The organism is Rhizobium centroccidentale (assembly GCF_030182565.1).
GTDB lineage: Bacteria > Pseudomonadota > Alphaproteobacteria > Rhizobiales > Rhizobiaceae > Rhizobium.
Window position 1 is genome coordinate 1 of the sequence record NZ_JAQJCG010000037.1, and the last position, 17,328, is coordinate 17,328.

General features: G+C 58.5%; 15 protein-coding genes. 12 read left to right on the plus strand and 3 right to left on the minus strand.

Annotated features, from left to right (window positions below):
• Nucleotides 1-352 precede the first annotated feature (352 nt).
• Nucleotides 353-1,159, plus strand: coding sequence for a helix-turn-helix domain-containing protein (locus PH562_RS29405; RefSeq protein ID WP_285177403.1), 807 nt, complete (start codon nucleotides 353-355; stop codon nucleotides 1,157-1,159).
• A gap of 87 nt (nucleotides 1,160-1,246) precedes the next feature.
• Here PH562_RS29405 and PH562_RS29410 read toward each other — a convergent pair whose 3' ends face one another.
• Complete coding sequence (locus tag PH562_RS29410) at nucleotides 1,247-1,921, minus strand: Crp/Fnr family transcriptional regulator (protein WP_162738073.1); 675 nt, start codon at nucleotides 1,919-1,921, stop codon at nucleotides 1,247-1,249.
• Between the two features lie 505 nt (nucleotides 1,922-2,426).
• Here PH562_RS29410 and PH562_RS29415 point away from each other — a divergent pair.
• Nucleotides 2,427-3,392, plus strand: a complete 966-nt coding sequence (locus PH562_RS29415) for a hypothetical protein (protein ID WP_113228921.1) — start codon at nucleotides 2,427-2,429, stop codon at nucleotides 3,390-3,392.
• A 209-nt stretch (nucleotides 3,393-3,601) separates the two neighbouring features.
• Entirely contained in the window at nucleotides 3,602-4,309 is a 708-nt protein-coding gene (locus PH562_RS29420; RefSeq protein ID WP_285177404.1) for a hypothetical protein, read from the plus strand.
• Nucleotides 4,310-4,613: 304 nt separating this feature from the next.
• Here PH562_RS29420 and PH562_RS29425 read toward each other — a convergent pair whose 3' ends face one another.
• Nucleotides 4,614-5,405, minus strand: coding sequence for an SDR family NAD(P)-dependent oxidoreductase (locus tag PH562_RS29425; RefSeq protein WP_285177405.1), 792 nt, complete (start codon nucleotides 5,403-5,405; stop codon nucleotides 4,614-4,616).
• Between the two features lie 447 nt (nucleotides 5,406-5,852).
• Between PH562_RS29425 and PH562_RS29430 the strand changes: the two genes are divergently transcribed.
• The 8 genes from PH562_RS29430 to PH562_RS29465 all read left to right on the plus strand — a co-directional run bounded on the left by PH562_RS29430 (nucleotide 5,853) and on the right by PH562_RS29465 (nucleotide 14,086).
• Nucleotides 5,853-6,740: an amino acid ABC transporter permease gene (locus tag PH562_RS29430; RefSeq protein ID WP_285177406.1), complete on the plus strand. Its 888-nt coding sequence runs from the start codon at nucleotides 5,853-5,855 to the stop codon at nucleotides 6,738-6,740.
• Complete coding sequence (locus PH562_RS29435) at nucleotides 6,740-7,501, plus strand: amino acid ABC transporter ATP-binding protein (protein ID WP_113228925.1); 762 nt, start codon at nucleotides 6,740-6,742, stop codon at nucleotides 7,499-7,501. The genes PH562_RS29430 and PH562_RS29435 overlap by 1 nt, the downstream gene beginning before the upstream one ends.
• Before the next feature lie 41 nt (nucleotides 7,502-7,542).
• Nucleotides 7,543-8,373, plus strand: a complete 831-nt coding sequence (locus PH562_RS29440) for an ABC transporter substrate-binding protein (RefSeq protein ID WP_113228926.1) — start codon at nucleotides 7,543-7,545, stop codon at nucleotides 8,371-8,373.
• A gap of 132 nt (nucleotides 8,374-8,505) precedes the next feature.
• Nucleotides 8,506-9,384: a polysaccharide deacetylase family protein gene (locus PH562_RS29445; RefSeq protein WP_285177409.1), complete on the plus strand. Its 879-nt coding sequence runs from the start codon at nucleotides 8,506-8,508 to the stop codon at nucleotides 9,382-9,384.
• Nucleotides 9,381-10,280, plus strand: coding sequence for a polysaccharide deacetylase family protein (locus PH562_RS29450; protein WP_285177410.1), 900 nt, complete (start codon nucleotides 9,381-9,383; stop codon nucleotides 10,278-10,280). The genes PH562_RS29445 and PH562_RS29450 overlap by 4 nt, the downstream gene beginning before the upstream one ends.
• Nucleotides 10,270-11,631 carry an MmgE/PrpD family protein gene (locus PH562_RS29455; protein WP_285177412.1) on the plus strand — a complete coding sequence of 454 codons (1,362 nt, stop codon included), beginning with the start codon at nucleotides 10,270-10,272 and terminating at the stop codon, nucleotides 11,629-11,631. The genes PH562_RS29450 and PH562_RS29455 overlap by 11 nt, the downstream gene beginning before the upstream one ends.
• A gap of 48 nt (nucleotides 11,632-11,679) precedes the next feature.
• On the plus strand, nucleotides 11,680-13,068 hold the full coding sequence (gene argH, locus PH562_RS29460) for an argininosuccinate lyase (protein ID WP_285177413.1): 1,389 nt from the start codon (nucleotides 11,680-11,682) through the stop codon (nucleotides 13,066-13,068).
• Nucleotides 13,069-13,144: 76 nt separating this feature from the next.
• Complete coding sequence (locus PH562_RS29465; RefSeq protein WP_285177414.1) at nucleotides 13,145-14,086, plus strand: LysR substrate-binding domain-containing protein; 942 nt, start codon at nucleotides 13,145-13,147, stop codon at nucleotides 14,084-14,086.
• Between the two features lie 1,303 nt (nucleotides 14,087-15,389).
• Here PH562_RS29465 and PH562_RS29470 read toward each other — a convergent pair.
• Complete coding sequence (locus PH562_RS29470) at nucleotides 15,390-16,187, minus strand: NAD(P)H-dependent oxidoreductase (RefSeq protein ID WP_285177415.1); 798 nt, start codon at nucleotides 16,185-16,187, stop codon at nucleotides 15,390-15,392.
• Between the two features lie 94 nt (nucleotides 16,188-16,281).
• On the opposite strand from PH562_RS29470, the gene PH562_RS29475 reads away from it, so the two are divergent.
• Entirely contained in the window at nucleotides 16,282-17,214 is a 933-nt protein-coding gene (locus PH562_RS29475; protein ID WP_285177416.1) for a LysR family transcriptional regulator, read from the plus strand.
• The last annotated feature ends 114 nt before the right edge of the window (nucleotides 17,215-17,328 follow it).

A 17,328-nucleotide genomic window follows, 5' to 3' on the forward strand; every position in this document is an offset into this window, starting at 1 on the left:
CCATAACGCAGCGGCTCAGCGTCGACTGCGGACAGAAGCAAGCACTCGGCGAGGGATTAAGCTCAAAAGGGATTGACTCGGGAAGGCCCGTTACAGAAGCGGTTCAAAGATTCCGTGAGAAACTGAACTGCTCTAAGAAGCAGGCAGCGCTTCGGAAATCATCGAGTGACGGCGCGTTTCCCGTTCGAGAAAGCGGTCCCGCGTGCAACGTAATATGCGGATTGCCTCAGTATGGCCGGCCAGCTCGGATTAATTGGCGTAGTGTGTGAGGCTGCGCACAGAGAAATGCGGCAGATTTCGATTTGATGGTGAAATCGACAACGCCTCTACGGCAGTCTCATCGGATTTCATCATGCATGCACACTTTACACGTGGCGATCATCCGCCCTTGCCGAATTTCGGGATGCCCGATTCAAGGCATTTTGCAGGCACCTATGCCGAAATCACAAGCGGGCGGCGATTTCTGGTGGCAGGTTTGTCCGAGAGCAGTATGACAGAGTTGCGGCAAATTCTGCAGGAACTTGACGACAGCCACGCTGTTTCGCCCGCGAAATCAAGTGCGAAGGACAAGGCTCCCGTTCTACTTGTCGCCGTAGCCGAGGACGCGGTGCTCGATATCAATCCGCTCCTTTCATGCACGCCCATTGCGATAGTGGCGCGCACCCTTCCGGATGTGGATGCCTTACTTCAGCGTGGATTCATCGATTACATAACCTATCCTTTCAGCGCATTGGAGATTCGGCGGCGGCTCTTTGGGGGGCCGTCGGCAAATGATCGCGCGAACATGCCTGCAGATGCACGCATCACACCCATGGTGCGGTCCGCGTGCGAGTTTCTCGAAGTCAATCTTGCCCGCGCAGTTGGTGTCGAGGAACTGGCCTCGAGAGTTGGTACGAACCGGAACACGTTGAACAAGGCGTTCAATCAGGCCTTCGGGGTTGGACCGATGACTTGGCTGCGTCTGCGCCGTTGCGAAGTAGCTGCGCAGCTGTTGCGGGAGGGATCGGAGAGCATTCTTAATATCGCATTGAGCGTTGGCTATGAAGATTCGAACAATTTCTCAACGGCGTTTCGAAAGATTTACGATCAAGGCCCGATGGAGTTCCGGAAAAAATTCAGAACCCAAGGATTTGCTGAGCGAGGTCAAAGGCGCCTATGACGCAGGAGTAAAATTTTTCGGCAACAGTCGCGTAGCGGTCGGAAGCGATGTCGCTTGCACCGGTATCGGGGTTGATCCGAGATGGCACTATTGCTCATGAAGCAAGGCGCTCGGCTGCAGGATCGTGAGCCGCTGTCGTCCCGTATCCAGGATCTTTGCCCGTTTCAAAGCGGAGATCGAACGACTGACTTCTTCGCGGCTTGCGCCGATCGATCCGGCAATCTCTGCATGGGTCGGTAATTTCAGCAGCTGGCCGTTCGGCTCGAACACCCCGTCTTCCAAGGCGCAGCGGGCAAGATAGGCCTTAAGCCGTTTGTCGACACTTTGACTTGCCAATTGATAGCTATGCGTCGTCAAGCGTCTGATACGTCCAACTAAATCGACGATGACTCTCTGGCGCACCAGAGGCAGTGTTTCCAGCATATTGAGGAATGCCTGTCGCCTGATGACGATCAGGCAAGAGTCGGTTTTTGAATACACGGACAGCGAGCGTCCGCCTCCATCGAGAGCCGACAGTTCTCCGAAATAATCCTTTGCCTGCAGACGAGTGAAGATCAGCTCCCGTCCGTTTTGATCGAGATGGAGCGCCAACAGTGTCCCAAAGCGCAAGAAATAGACGTCGCCGCTGGTGTCTTCCTGACTGAATACGAGTTGACCGGACGCGTAAAAGCGCATGAAGAGATCACGAGCATGCGGCGCGACGTCGTCTCGCGAGACACCGGCAAACAAGGGGCAATTCATCAATTCGTCGACGTCGGTCACTTGATTCTTCCCAGTCATGTGGTGAGTTATATCTATTGCTATATTTATCGGGAGCAATGCTTTTCAACTGCGACGAGTGCCTGATTTCTTCCGAAAATAGCGTTCGACGGCTCGTCCTGCGTCGGTCAGCGCGCATCACGATCGCGTGGCCAAGAAACGAGGCAAACTACAGATATGAGTTGGCCGTCAGCCGATGCACACTTGTCCGTGCCGGCTCGGAAAGCCCGCCCGAAGGCTGGGTTGTCGGTGCAGGGTCGCTCCACAGCCAAATAGTGTAAAAGTCAAAGATTTGAGTGAAGCAATCAGAGGCATCCATTCTTTGATCCATGCACAAGATATCGCCGTAAGCAAACAGGCAATGCCAATCGAAACGAGGCGCTACCACGATCTGACCACTTGATTTCGACCGGCGGACTGGCTGCTTTCGAGGCTCCCGAGTCATCAACGAGCTGTGACGCAAACTTTGGGGCCTCCTTTCGGAACTCTAACCAAAAGGAGCACTGCGATGACCCTGTATATTTTTGAAAGAACCGGTGGGACCCTTAACGTTGCCAACGTCAAGGCGATTATCAAAGAGGCTGGCTATGATCCCGCAGTCTTGGCCTACACGCAGGTCGATTCGAAAAAAGTCAACGCGACCGGAGCCGTCGTCATGGCCCCCAGTACGTTGGAACATGCCGCAAAGAAATTGGGATTCAAGGGCACAGCTGTGACGGTTGTAGACGGCGTTGCCGAAGAAGCTCAGGCCGTGTCGTCGCGTGCTTTCCGGTCCGTCGTCCCGAGCGTGGGTAATCTTCTCGGCGCCACGGATTACGGCGTGACCATCAGCATGGACCAGGATACCGTGACCGCCCTGTCGAGCGGCAGCTATTCCCTTTTTGGCTTCAAGGGTGTCCAAACAAGCGCCGGCGGCGGCGTGCCACTCGTTTGGTTCAAATCGAGCGATTTCGGACTGAGTACCGACGTTACATGGGAAGTGCAGTACGAGGCTTATACGTCGCGGTCCCAGATCATCCCGAACGGTCAGATCAAGGGCCTGAGCTCTTACGCGATCGACCTCGGCCAGACGCTGGAGGTCGAGACACCTCAGGGCACGGGCAATGTCGTCGACGGCACCGCCGGCATGATCTCAATCGAGAATCTGACGACCACCCAGGTGACTTGCGGCATTTCCGAAGTCGTGGACGGCACGGCTCAACCCCTTTGCGCCTTCCCCCTGTATGGCAATGGCCTCGATGCGATCGTACCGATCCAAAAGGTCATGTTCACATTTTCCACCAACACGGTGAACACCGGTACCGTAATCGAGAAAGCATATAGTCAAAGTATTCTGATCGACCTTACCGCCAAAACCCACCGTGAGGTCTCCTTCGACATAAACGAGGGCTGGTCATGGGGTGGTTTCAGCTGGGCTCAAGCTATTCGCCCGTCGACCAACGTCGTTCCGTTGTTGATCGAGAGTAACGCCTGATCTTTCCAGCCGGCGCCAATCAACGCAGCTGGGGTGGGAAGGACCCGCCCCAGTTGTCGTTTGATCGCAAATCGCCAGTATGCCAACTGCACTTCACGCCATCGTCGAGGTGGCTCTCCGCGGCACCCGCAAACTGCTATGCGGGGCAATTACCTCCCGTGCGCGATCGTAGGTCGCTCTCCCGTTTTGATAGATTCAAGGAGATTCCGATGCCTGCGTCTTCGGCATACAAGATCGCTCTCTCCATGGCTCCAGCGACGATAGAAGCGCTCGTTGACGGCGGCTATCGCCTTTGTGCGATGTTTGCAATTCAAATGACGAACGACGCCGCCCGACCAACAGTCGCCTTTGCTACGCCAAATATCGCACCGAGCATGCTGATAGAATGGATGCCGGACGTGGCCGCCTACACTTCGAATGACCCCATTGTAGGTGGTGGCCTGATCAAGCCGGGTTACCAAACGCCGATCGCACAGGGCCAGACATTCTTCGTGACGACCGGAGGGGGCGGGGACATTAAGTCTGGAGGACCGCCATCGAAAATTTCAATAGCCAATACAACATCGATCCCCTTCACATCCGGTTTCGCTCGATCCTTTGCGACATCCGAAACGCCGATCCCGATTTACGCGGCGCCCTTGTATGGGAACCAGACAAACGTCGCGGTCCCCTTACCCAAAATTCTGCTGCTGTTTACCACCGCGGCTATCAAACCAGGCGAGATGCTGGAGAGTCTCGCTATGCGCTTCCTCCCCGCGGCCTCCTATAGTTCGTCGCTTCTTGTGACGGCTTCCCAGGCCCAGATCCGCGAACTGAGCTATGATATCAATCTCGGATGGAACTGGGGCTCGTATTCCTGGGCCGAACTTGTTGCCGCGAATGCCGATTTCGCAAAGGTACTAATAGAGCGTGACTAAGAGAATTGTGGTTCTTTGGTCAGACAAGACGGGAGGGATAGCATCCAGGGTTTTGACGTGCTTCTCCGACGATTGTCAATGACGTTGGCAATCGGATCGTGCCGGCAAGCTGGATTGCACTTACCGAAGGCCGGTCGCCTTAGTCATTACTGGTTCGCTCAGTCCGAGCAGACTATCTCATCTCCACCGGATTAATCGCCGAACTTCTTGAAAGTGATCGACGAATAGACGGATGGGATGACCTGCTTCATCACCTCGCGCTCCGCTGATGAGGCTTCAGACGCCACGACTCTCGCCATATTGGTCAGAACGCGCTCTTCACCACGCCGCCATCGACCCGCAACGCCGCACCATTGGTGGCCGAGGACAGCGGGCTCGCCACATAGGCGACCATGGTTGCGATCTCTTCAGGCGTGGTGAAGCGCTTGATCAGGGAAGTTGGCCGGATTTTCTCGAAGAATTCGGTCTCGAATTGCGCGAAGCTCTTTCCTTCCGATCCTGGCAACGCTGCGACAAAATCGACGACGCCGCGCGACTTCGTTGGACCGGGCAGCACACTGTTGACCGTGATCGCGGTGCCGGCAACGGATTCGGCGATACCACGCGCTGCTGCAATCTGGGCCGCCTTGGTCACGCCGTAATGCACCATCTCGGCAGGAATATGCACGCCGCTTTCGCTGGATATGAAGATGATGCGGCCCCAGTTATGCTGGCGCATCGACGGTAGATAAAGACGGGCAAGACGGACGCCCGAAAGCACGTTGACATCGAAGAAATGTCGCCAGTCAGCATCGGGGATCTCTTCGAATGGTTTGGGTTCGAAGATGCCGAGGTTGTTGATCAGAATTTCGACATTCGGAAAGAGTTTCGTGACTGCATCGGCGGCAGTTTCAGTTCCGAGATCGCCGGCAAATCCTTCGACCTTGCCGCCTGCGATGGCAGCGAGTTCGGCGACGGCGCGATCGACCGCATCTTGAGTTCGCCCGTTGACGATGACATGGGCGCCTTCGCGAAGGAGAGTAGCTGCAATTGCATGACCGATGCCGGCGGTGCTGCCGGTGACGAGAGCCAGTTTACCGTTAAGCTCGAGGTTCATGAGAGTTCTCCAACGATAGATATGACAGGAAGAGCACGCATACTGAGCATGTTTCACAAAGGAAGGCTGTTTGCTTTGAGAACTGCCACCCTACGATGGATCTGGTTGATTGACCAGTTCACCTTGGTAGCGATCGCCGATCCATAGGGCTCGCCGGATATGACGATCAGCGTATTATCCGCGAGCGATCGCGTAAGATCCTTGCCATTGCAAGGTGCCGCCATCTAGACCTCGGCTTCTTCCCCCGGTCAGCAAAAGCACTGCTGGCGAGTGTTCCTCGTTTCTTTTTTAATGGCGAGATCGCATGACGTCCTCATGACTGCCCATAATTTATGCGAGAAACGCATAAATCACATGTTCAAATCTCGTTTGTGGCCGAATTCAAAAGCAACGTAAGTTTCCCCATTAGAAAATGAAAGCTCACTAACGAGCTCAGGGGATCGAAATTTGACCAACTCAGCGCCACTGGACGTGAATGCGCTCGTGATCGTGCCACAACGAAAAATCGGCACGAAGATCATGGCGGCAATCTGCATCATCCTTCTGCTTCTATTGGCGAGAGCCTTCTGGAAGGGCGATATCGCCTGGGAATATGTCGGACAGAACCTATTCACCAGAGCCGTCATGGCCGGCGTCGGCAACACGATCGTCATGACTTTTTGCGCGATGATCGTCGGCATTGTTCTCGGGGTCTTGGCAGCCATCATGCGCATGTCCGACAATCCGGTTCTCCGTAGCATTTCCGTCGGCTATGTCTGGCTGTTTCGCGGCACGCCGGCGCTGCTGCAGCTGCTCTTGTGGTTCAATCTGGCCCTGATCTTTCCGACGATCGGTATTCCAGGATTGTGGTCGATCCGCACCGTCGATGTCATGACACCCTTCGTGGCCGCCCTTCTCGGGCTAGGGATCCAGCAGGGAGCCTATACTGCTGAAGTCGTGCGCGCTGGCCTTCTGTCAATCGACAAGGGCCAGATGGAAGCCGCGCAATCGATCGGCATGACGAAACTGCGAGCAACGCTGAAGATCGTGTTGCCGCAGGCCATGCGCGTCATCGTTCCTCCGATTGGCAACGAAACCATCGGCATGGTGAAGCTGACGTCGCTTGCCAGCGTCATCCAGTATTCCGAGGTACTGAAAAACGTCGAGGACATCTACTACGTCAATTCGCGCGTCATCGAGCTGCTGATTGTCGCCGCCATCTGGTACATGGTCGTCGTCACCATTCTCAGCATTGCGCAAATCTACATCGAGCGGCATTTCTCCAAAGGCTGGGGCCGGCGTGATGCGAGCGCCCAACAGGCAGCCAACCAGGCTCTGGTCGGGGAGGCCGGCTGATGGACGCGATCATCAAGGCACACGGCCTGCAGAAGTATTTCGGCACGTTTCATGTCCTGAAGAACATTGATTTCGAGATCAGGAAGGGCGAAGTGGTCTGCATCATCGGGCCTTCTGGCTCGGGCAAGAGCACCTTCCTGCGCTGCATCAACCAGCTCGAAGAGATCGACGGCGGCTATGTCACGGTCGAAGATGAGATCGCCGGCTACCGCCGCGAGGGCAACAGGCTGTTTCATTTGCCGGATCGCGAGATCGCCCGCCAACGTCAGTCCGTCGGCATGGTCTTCCAGAAATTCCATCTTTTCCCTCATCGCACCGTCCTGCAGAACATCATCGAAGGACCGGTCGGTGTGCAGAGGCGGCCCAAGCAGGAATGCATCGCGGAAGCGCGTGCTCTCCTACAGCGTGTCGGCCTCGCCGACAAGGCGGGCGCCTATCCGGGCGAGCTGTCCGGCGGCCAGCAGCAGCGCATCGCGATCGCTCGCGCGCTCGCCATGAAACCGAAGGCGATGTTGTTCGACGAGCCGACCTCGGCGCTCGATCCCGAGCTCGTCGGTGAAGTGCTTGGCGTCATGAAGGAGCTCGCTGCCTCCGGAACGACGATGATTGTCGTCACCCACGAGATCGGCTTTTGCCGCGAGGTCGCCGACCGCGTCGTCTTCATGGATGCCGGCATGATCGTCGAGACCGGGACGCCGAGCGACATATTGGAAAACCCCAGGAATCCCAGAGTGAAGAACTTCATCTCTGCGGTGCTTTAACAACAAAAGAACCTAAAGAAAGATCATCAGAGGAGAATTGCATGAAACTCATTCGTCTCGCCGCCTCAGTAGCCCTACTGTCGCTCGCGGCCACCGCCGCCTCCGCGGATTCAAGCCTGAACCTGCTCAAGGATGGCGAGCTCCGCATCATGACCAACCCGATCTATCCACCGATGGAGTTCGTCAATCCGGACACCGGCACGATCGATGGTTTCGACGTCGATCTGGCGAACGCGATTGCCAAGAAGCTCAACCTGACGACCGTCTTCGTGACCTCGGCTTTCCAGGAATTGCAGAGCGGCCTGCAGACCGGCCGCGCCGACATGATCATCTCCGGCATGAGCGACAACGTGAAGCGCCAGGCCGCCATGGACTTCGTCGACTACATCACCAGCGGCCCGATCCTCTTTACCGTCAACGCCAACGCCGGAACTTACAAGCAGGCGGCAGACCTTTGTGGCAAGACGGTCGCCGGAAGCCGCAGCACCTCCTTCGGCGATAACGTCAAGGCCTGGAGTGCGACCAATTGCGAGGGCAAGGGCAAGCCTGCCATCAAGTTCGAAGGAACGGCGGATTCGAATGCTGCCCGTCTCGGCATGAAGCAGGGCCGGTATGACGCAGTCGTGCAGGGCATCGAAACGATCGCCTACCAGATGCGCGTCGAGCCAAACACCTATACGCTTGTCGGCGAGCCACTGCTCAGCAACGACACCTTCGGCATAGGCTTCAAGAAGGACCATACCGCGCTTCGCGACGCAGTTGCCGGCGCTCTCGACGCACTGATCAAGGACGGCAGCTACGATGAGATCCTCAAGAAGTGGGGCCTCGTCCACAATGCAGTGCCGAAGGCCGTGATCAACGGCGTCAAGTAACACTTAGAAGAAGCGCCGCGGTCATAGCGGCGCTTCCTTAATCCCGTTGCATGCAGCCATCGGCCGGGGAGCGTCAGCGCCCACGGATGGATGGTTGCACCCCAAAACACCTCAAGACGCATGCAGAGTTCCATGACTGCGAAGAATGCAACCAAATCGGCGAAACCAAGCCTGTGGCCGGAAGGTCGGCAATCGGCTGTGGCGCTCGCCTTCGATGTCGATGGCCCGACGGGCGATGCGATGCTCGACGGCTCGCTGCTCTCCAACCCACGCTATTTCACGCAAGGCGCGTATGGCCCGTGGCGGGCGCTGCCGCGCCTTCTCGATCTTCTCGCAGCCTACGGCCTCAAGGCGACCTTCTTCGTGCCGACCTGGGTGGTCGAACATTGGCCGTCGCAATGCGAACGCATCCTTAGCGACGCCCACGAGATCGCCTATCACGGCCACTATCATGAGGTCTTCATCGATTGCAGCCGCCAGCAGCAGCTGGATATCATGGGACGCTCCCGCGACATTTTTCAAAGCCGTATGGGTGTGACACCGATCGGCTTCCGCACGCCCTCGGGCGACTGGAGCGACGAGACGGCGCAATTGCTGCGCGAGTTCGGCGTAATCTATTCAAGTTCCATGCGCGGCGATGATCGACCTTACTTTCACACGACCTCTCGCGGTCGCGGTCGCGGCCTGGTCGAGATTCCGGGGCGCTGGGACATCGATGATTATACCGCACTCGCCTATAGCGAGGAGCCTGATTTCCCCATCGGTCTCGACCGCATCTCGGGTTACGCAGACGTCCAACGCAACTGGTGCGCGGAATTCGAAGGCTATCATCGCGAAGGACTTTGCTGGACGACGATCCTGCATCCGAAGGTCTGCGCCAAGCCTGGCCGGCTTGCGATCCTTGAAGGGCTTTTCAAAGCGATTACTGCCCATGGCGACAGCGTCTGGGCAACGCATTGCGCCGAAATCGCAAAATGGTGGATCGTACAACATCCGGAGAATGCCGCATGACCAGCACGGCTTTTGAAGGCTTTTGGCCCCAGGGCAAGAGATGCGCCGCAATCGTCTCCGTGATCTTCGACGACGGGCTTGATGCGGTCGCGCAGGCGCCGGATCTGAAAGGACGGAGCAAGAGCTTCTCCGTCTGGCAATATGGCGCCACGCGCGGCGTCGAACGTCTTTGCAGTGCTTTTGCCGATGCCGGTGCGCGCGCAAGCTGGTTCGTGCCGGGGATCGTTGCGGAGAACCACGAACAGCTGTTGCGCGATGCCGTGGCGCCGTACCATGAGATTGAGAGCCATGGCTGGAATTTCGAACGCTACGATGCGATGTCTGCTACCGCAGCCGTGGAGCTTCTCAAGCGCAGCCGCGAGAGGCTGAACACAATCGCATCAAACGAGATTTCCGGCTTCCGGCTTCCGGCCGGCAACTGGCCACGTCGCTTCGACCATCTGCTCGTCGAAGCCGGCTATACCTGGTCGGCATCGTTGAACGGCGACGATGTACCCTACGGTCATTCCTCGTCGCTAGTAGAGATTCCGGTTCACAACGAGCTCGAGGACCGGCCTTACTTCCAGTTCAATTTCACGCCGGCCTTTCCGAAGGGGCAAAGCCGCATCCCGTCATATCAGGCGGTTCTCGGCAACTGGATCGCCGAGTTCGATGCCTACCGCAAATATGGCCTCTGCTACGTCATCCAGCTTCGCCCGGAATGGACCGGCACGCCCGGGCGGATCGCGCTCGTCGAAGCCTTGCTTGCCCATATCGCAAGCTTCGATGACGTGTGGCTGGCGACGGCTGCAGAGGTGGCCCGGTGGCACGCACGCAATGACGGCGCTTCACCCGCCGATCACCCGATCAATGTTTATGAAGCCTATGTCGATGAGGAACAGACCGGTGGGCGATAATCTGACACGGACATTGGCGGGACTGGTTTGCTCGACGAAATTCGAGACCTTTCCGGCCGAGACCATCCACAAGGCAAAGCTTCATATACTCGATACGCTGGGTGCCGCGATCGCCGGTTCGGCCTCCCGCGAAACCAATGCGGTCGTTACGATGCTTGATATCAATACCCAGGCCGGTCACGCCGCGATCTGGGGGCGACCGCTCGCGTCGGACGCAAGGACAGCCGCCTTCGTCAATGGGGTTTCCGCTCACGCTTATGAACTCGACGACAGCGGGGGCTGCGATCATTCCGGCGCCGTCGTCCTTCCGGCCGTCCTTGCCGCGCTCGGCGATCATGACCGGCCGGTGAGCGGCCGTGAATTGCTGCGGAGTGTCCTGCTCGGCTATGAAGTCGGCCGCCGTGTGCTGGAAGCGGTCGGCGGCTACGAAGAGCACAATGGTCTCGGCTGGCATTCGACAGGGACGTGCGGCGCATTCGGCGCTGCCGCCGCCGTCGGCAGCATGGTGAATCTCGATGCGACTGCGATGGCCTCCGCGCTCGGCTCGGCCTGCTCCTTTGCTGGTGGAACCTGGGCCTTCATCCATAATGGCAGCTCGACGAAAAAGCTTCATGCCGGCCGCGCCGCCGAAGGCGGCCTCATGTCCGCCTATCTCGCACGGCAGGGGTTCGAAGGCCCCGACAGCGTCTTCGAGGCGGAGCGCTGGGGCAGCTTTTTTGCAACCTTCGGTACGGGCAAGGGCGATCTGCAGGCGCTTCTCCGCGACTTCGGGGACTACTGGCGGCTCAATCGCTGTTCCATCAAGCCGCATGCCACCTGCCGCGGGACGCATGCAGGGATCGACGCGCTTGACCTGATGCTGCACGACCATGGCCTTGCACCCACCGACATAGTCGCCATCGAGGTGGATATCAGCGGTTTCCAGTACGGCATGTGCGGCGGCAAGGTCATCACATCCCGCGCCCAGGCGCAAATGAGCCTGCCCTATGCGCTGGCGGCGCGGCTGCGTTACGGCAAGGTTTTTCTGGCTGAACTAGAGGAAGCCGCGTGGTCGGCAGCCGAGATCGGGCCGTTGATGGAGCGCATCACGGTGCGTATCGATCCGGCCTTGAAGGACGAGGATGAGCCGGCGATCACCATCATGACCGCCGCGGGCGAGCGACATCGGCTTGTCGTCGAATTTCCACTCGGGGGACCGCAGAACCCGCTGAGCGATGAGAGGCTGATCGGCAAATATGCGGCGCTCGCCGGCATGGTGCTGCCGGCATCAAGGGTCGACGCTCTCAGCGACTTCGTTCTCAATCTCGAAAACCAGACCGACACCCGCAGCCTGCTTGCGCTGCTTCAATAGAGGATGCGCCCGGAGGAGGGTGGCATTCGTTCAAAAGGGAAGACCGCGATGAGAAACCAGAAAGAAACCACATGGTCCCCGCTGTTCAAGGAGGCCGTTTCCAGGGATTTCGAGAGCTTTCATGAATGCCTTGATCAGGACAAGCGCATAGCCCTGCACGACGTTGCCGGTTCCAAGGTCCATGCCGAGATGCTTGCCCGCGCTGGCATTCTGACTGTCGGGGACAACGCGCAGATCCAGACCGGCCTCGATCAGGTGGCGGAAGAAATGCACTCCGGCGCCTTCGAGTGGAAGACGGAGCTTGAAGACGTTCATACTAATGTCGAGGATCGGCTGATCGCACTCATCGGCGATGCCGGCAAGAAACTGCATACCGCCAGATCGCGCAACGATCAGGTCGCGACCGACATCCGCCTCTATGCCCGCGAGCAATTGGATCTTCTGGCTGATGATCTAAAGGCGCTCATTGGTGCCTTCGTCGATCTTGCCGAGAAACATGCCGACGCCATCATGCCAGGCTTCACCCATCTGCAGGTGGCACAGCCCGTGACCTTTGGTCACCATCTCATGGCCTATGTCGAAATGTTTCTGCGCGATCTCGATCGTGTCCGCGCAGCGCGCGAGCGCCTCAACGTTTCACCGCTTGGTGCTGCAGCGCTCGCGGGCACCGGCTATCCGATCGACCCAGAATACAGCGCCTCCAAGCTTGGCTTTGCCACATCCTTTGCCAATTCGCTCGATGCCGTTTCCGACCGCGATTATGTCGTCGATGTCTGCAGTGCCGGGTCGATCATCATGGGACATCTGTCGCGCTTCAGCGAGGAGGTCATCCTCTGGTGCACGCCGATGTTCGATTTCATTGAAGTGGGTGACCAGTTCTGCACCGGTTCCTCGATCATGCCGCAGAAGCGCAATCCGGATCTGGCGGAGCTTGTGCGCGGCAAGACCGCCCGTGTCATGGGCAATCTCGCCTTTTCCGCGGCCCTGATGAAAAGCCAGCCGCTTGCCTTCAACAAGGACCAACAGGAATCGAAGCCGCCGCTCACCGATACGCTTGAAACCGTCCGCGCCGCGGTCAGCATTACCGCGCAAATGATCCCGACGATCATGGCCAAACATGCAAAAATGCTCGCGGCCGCCAATCAGGGTTATTCGACGGCAACCGATCTTGCCGATTATCTCGTCCGCGCCGGCTTGCCGTTTCGCGATGCGCACTACGCCGTTGCCGCGATCGTCGGGAATGCCCGCGACAGGGCGCTGCCGACGCTTTCGGAACTTTCGCTCGCCGACATGCAGGCCTTTTCGCCTGGTATTCGCGAAGATGTCTTCGAGGTGCTGACCGTCGAGGGCTCAGTCGCTAGCCGTGATCACAAGGGCGGCACCGCGCCGCGAAGGGTCCGGGAAGCCATCGAGACGGTGCGCCGCGCGATCGCCTGAGTGCCGTCGGTTGCCATTCCACGCACATGCTTTAATGCTTGCTGTTCGAGACAGCAGCGGAGAAGCCGGGTAGGGAATGGAGCCGAGGTTCGATCACAACAGATTGCCGCCGCTGCAGACGCTGCAGACATTTTCCGTTGTCGCGGAAACGGGCAGCTTTACGGCGGCGGCGGCGGAGCTCAACCTCAGTCAGAGTGCGATCAGCCGGCAGGTGCAGCAGCTCGAGCATTATTTCGGCTGCAGCCTATTTGAGCGCCATACCCGCAAGGTCGCGCTGACGGAACGCGGCATGGCGCTGATCCCGATCGTCGACGGCCTGCTCGCCTCGCTGAAGACCTCGTTCGAGGCGACGCGAACGACGGTTCGGTCGCTGACCATCCGTATGCCGCCGACCTTCGCACGCAAATGGTTCCTGCCGCGCCTGCCGGATCTCCATAGCCGTCACGAAGACCTGAATATCAATATCGATACCGCTTGGTTCCTACGGCCGACCTTTTCGGTTGGCGATATCGACATGCTGATCACTTATGGCAATGGCAACTGGCCCGGCATGGATGTGCTGCCGCTATTGCGGGAGCAGTTGACGCCGATGTGCTCGCCGCAGTTTCTATCGAAACTCGGCGATCCGCCTGCGGTCAGAAACCTGCAGAACTGCGTTTTGCTGCATTCTAACCCACGTCACAGCGACTGGACCCTCTGGCTGCAGGCCGAAGGCGCCTATTCGTTCCAGGCTGCGCGTCATCAAGTCTTCGACACGCAGGATTTCGCGATGACCGCTGCTGCAAGCGGCTATGGCGTGACGATGGGCGATCTCGCCTTTTCGCGCCAGGATCTTGAAAGCGGCGAGTTGGTCGCTCCATTCGAGCGGATCATCGACAGCGGGTACGGCTACTATGCACTCTGGCCGGCCCGCGCCGAAGCGCGCCAGAAAGTGCGCGCATTTTCGGATTGGCTGGGGCACGCCTGCAGCACAAGCGCTGACGGCTTTGGCGGAGATCGAACCGAGACTTTATCGTAGCATTCCTTCCGCAAAATCAGCCATTTTTTCCAGCGCCTCTATCCAGATCGCAACTGTCGCGGCATGGCCGTCCTGCGTGCCGAGCGCTCGTTGCCAAGATAGCTGGCGCGGTCGAGCTTCGGGTCATGTCCGCCATGCGGCATGCGCATCGAGCAGCCACGGATGCTGGCTGCTTTCAAGAGCGCCGTAGGAAGAGTGTGCGCTCCCGTCGTGACAATGCTGAAACGCACTCTCACTGATCGCAATTGAAGGCCGGTATTGCGGTGTGTCACTCGAGGTGGACGGTTCGAATCTCTTCAAGAGCCGCAATTTTTTCGGTTGTATGGATGGCCCATCACAAGAGCTTGCTTTAGCTCGGTGACAGAGCAGGCCGACCGAAGGTCCAGGCCGAGTGCGGCATCGGCAGGTTCCATCCCGTTGAGACGGTTTAGAATGCCAAGCGGCATCAGATGCGCGGATGTGCAGTGTCAAGAGAAGGTCTCTTTCCCGCAATCGATGCATACGAACCGAACGCTTCGGTCGAGATTGGACGCGTAAGGAGGAATTGTTAGCGCGGAAGGTGCATATGATTTAGTTCTATTTGACAACTGGAAAATTGTCGCCTGGATCGTAAACTTCTGATCGTGAGCTTGCAAGCTCAGGGAAGATGCGGCTAGGAGCGCCGGTGCGCTCGTCGGTGCAAATAAGCCGAAACAGGCGGTTCGACTCCGCGGCCGCAACCACGCCTTTCGATAGGATCGCAAACCGGTCGTCCTATTGCTCCAGAATCCCAGCATCTCGGCCTCCTCGGCCACGGAAGCGACCTGCGGATCGCGCAAGGCTCGGCGCCGACGTTTCGTGAACGTTCCGTACTTTCCGCGAAACCATGCCGAATTGGGATGTTATGGTCCATCCGACGAAAAGGATCACGGTAAACAAAACGCTAGTCATCGCATGAGAAGTGTTTGGCCGTTGCGGTGGCCGCATACTCACCAAATTCCGCCTCTTGCGTTGCGCTGGAAAAAAGCTCGCTCGTCATCAGACTAAGGTCCGTGTTCAACGCCGGTCTATTCGGATAGTGCATGACTGCCCCCGGTCGCCGACACCACTGCCACCCGTCGGCGGTCTGCCCTGTCATCGGACCAATCTCCGGTGACAGGGCAAATAATCAGACGTTGGGCCGGCGTTCGCTCGATGCCGCATGGACAACCGACTTCCCGCCGGAGGGGCGCTTCACCCCGTTACCGTCTCTGCTGCTTCGAGCACCCAGCACTCACGCGGTACTGAACGACTCCAGGAATAGGGGCTGGAAGCGCCGATCGCGTTAACTGGAGGCAGCGGCATCTTTTAGATGAAGGGCAAAGCCTGATGCCGCCGGATCGCCCAATTCCGCGCGGAGTTGCATGGCCGGAATATGGTAATCCCCGCCATTTTGGCGCCTGTAAGGAATGGGGCGTGTCGTTTCGAGCGTTCGCATCCGATCGCGCAGATGTTTTGCCGCGGCTTCGAAGCGGGCGTCGTCGAAGCGATCGGTACTGTACGTCACGAAGGGCGGCAGCACATCGTAGCCGGGATAGTAGAGAATCCCATGATTGATCGGAAACAGGAGATCATCGATAGGGCCATTGATTCCGCGCGGAGCGTAGTGCTCCTCCCAACCACCCGCGGTTACGATCAACATGGCCCGCTTGCCGGCCAAGGTTCCCTCTCCATAGCGATCACCCCAACGTTTGTCGCTATGTTCGCCGACGCCATAGGCGAACCCATAAGCAAACACGCGGTCGACCCAGCCTTTCAGGATGGCCGGCATGGCGAACCACCAGAGCGGAAACTGCAGGATCAGCGTATCGGCCCAGAGAAGCTTTTCGATCTCCGCTTTGACATCGTCCGTCAGCGTATCGCCGCTGAAAGCATGTTTGGAAGCGGCGACCGGGATAAGCCGCTCGTCAGGAGCCAAAGACGGGAAATCCGCGCGGTCGATCTCGGATTTCCAGCGCATGGCATGGAGGTTGGATACCTGAACCGTATGGCCGGCTGCTTCCAGCTCCTGGATCGCAACATCACGTAACGATGCCGATAAGGATTTAGGTTCGGGGTGAGCGAAGACGATGAGCACATTCATAGTGGTACCTGCTCGTTGAAGAAAACTCTCCCTAAACTAGGCCATGTTCCGCTAATGCGTTATATAGCAGGGATGGATAGGATAATGCCGAATAATGGATAGATCGGACGTCACGCTCGAACGCATCCGCACCTTCGTCCGCGTCGCCGAACGCGGGAATCTGTCGGCTGTGGCGCGCGAGTTGAACATAGGCCAGTCCAGTGTCACGCGGCATGTGCGTGAGCTCGAAGAAGCCCTCGGCGTGGCGCTGCTGAGCCGCACGACCCGCCGCGTCACGCTCACCGAGGAAGGCGGGCTTTACTATGCCAACGCCATCCAAATCCTGCGCTTGTTGGAACAGGCGACCGATGAAGCGCGAAGCGCGCGGAGCGTCTCCGCCGGCACGGTTCGCATCTCCTGTACGGCAGCGCTCGGCGTCCGGCACGTCAGTCGATTGATCTTCGCCTTTCAGGATCGCCATCCGGACATCGCAGTCGACTTCAGCCTGACGGATGAACGCGTTGATCTCATCCGCGAAGGCGTGGACATCGCACTGCGCCTCGGTCCGCTCGCCGACAGTTCCATGAAGCTGCGGGCGATCGGGCAAAGCCGGCGCGTCCTCGTCGCCTCTCCCGCCTATCTGGCAAGCCGTGGCCGGCCGGCGACACCCGAGGAGCTCAAGGACCATGAGGGCGTCCGCATGTCGAACGTTGCCGGGAGCGAATCTCTCGCGCTTGAACGGGCGGGAGGCACACGCCACCTCGTGCCTTTCGGCGGGCATCTGCGCGTCGATCACGGGCTCGCCGCGCGTGAAGCCTTTGTCGCGGGCCGCGGCTTGGGTCCCGCTCATATCTGGTTGGTGGACGACCTTCTCGCGGACGGCCGGCTCGAAGCGGTGCTGCCTGACTACGCTCCACCAGCCGTGCCGTTGAATATGCTTATCGCGCCCGAGCGAACCGGCATCGCGCGTGTCCGGCTGCTGGTTGAATTTCTGGCAGAGGGAATGCTCCGGGTCCCTGGTATAGAGCGGTCACGGGCTGGGAGTTAGACCGCTTGCCTAACCTTGCCTGTTTCCCTTGCCGCTGCGGCAGAGATGGCTTAGAGGCAGCGGCCTCGGTCGAGAGGAAATCTGGACAAGCCTTTCCCGATCTCGACATGCAGC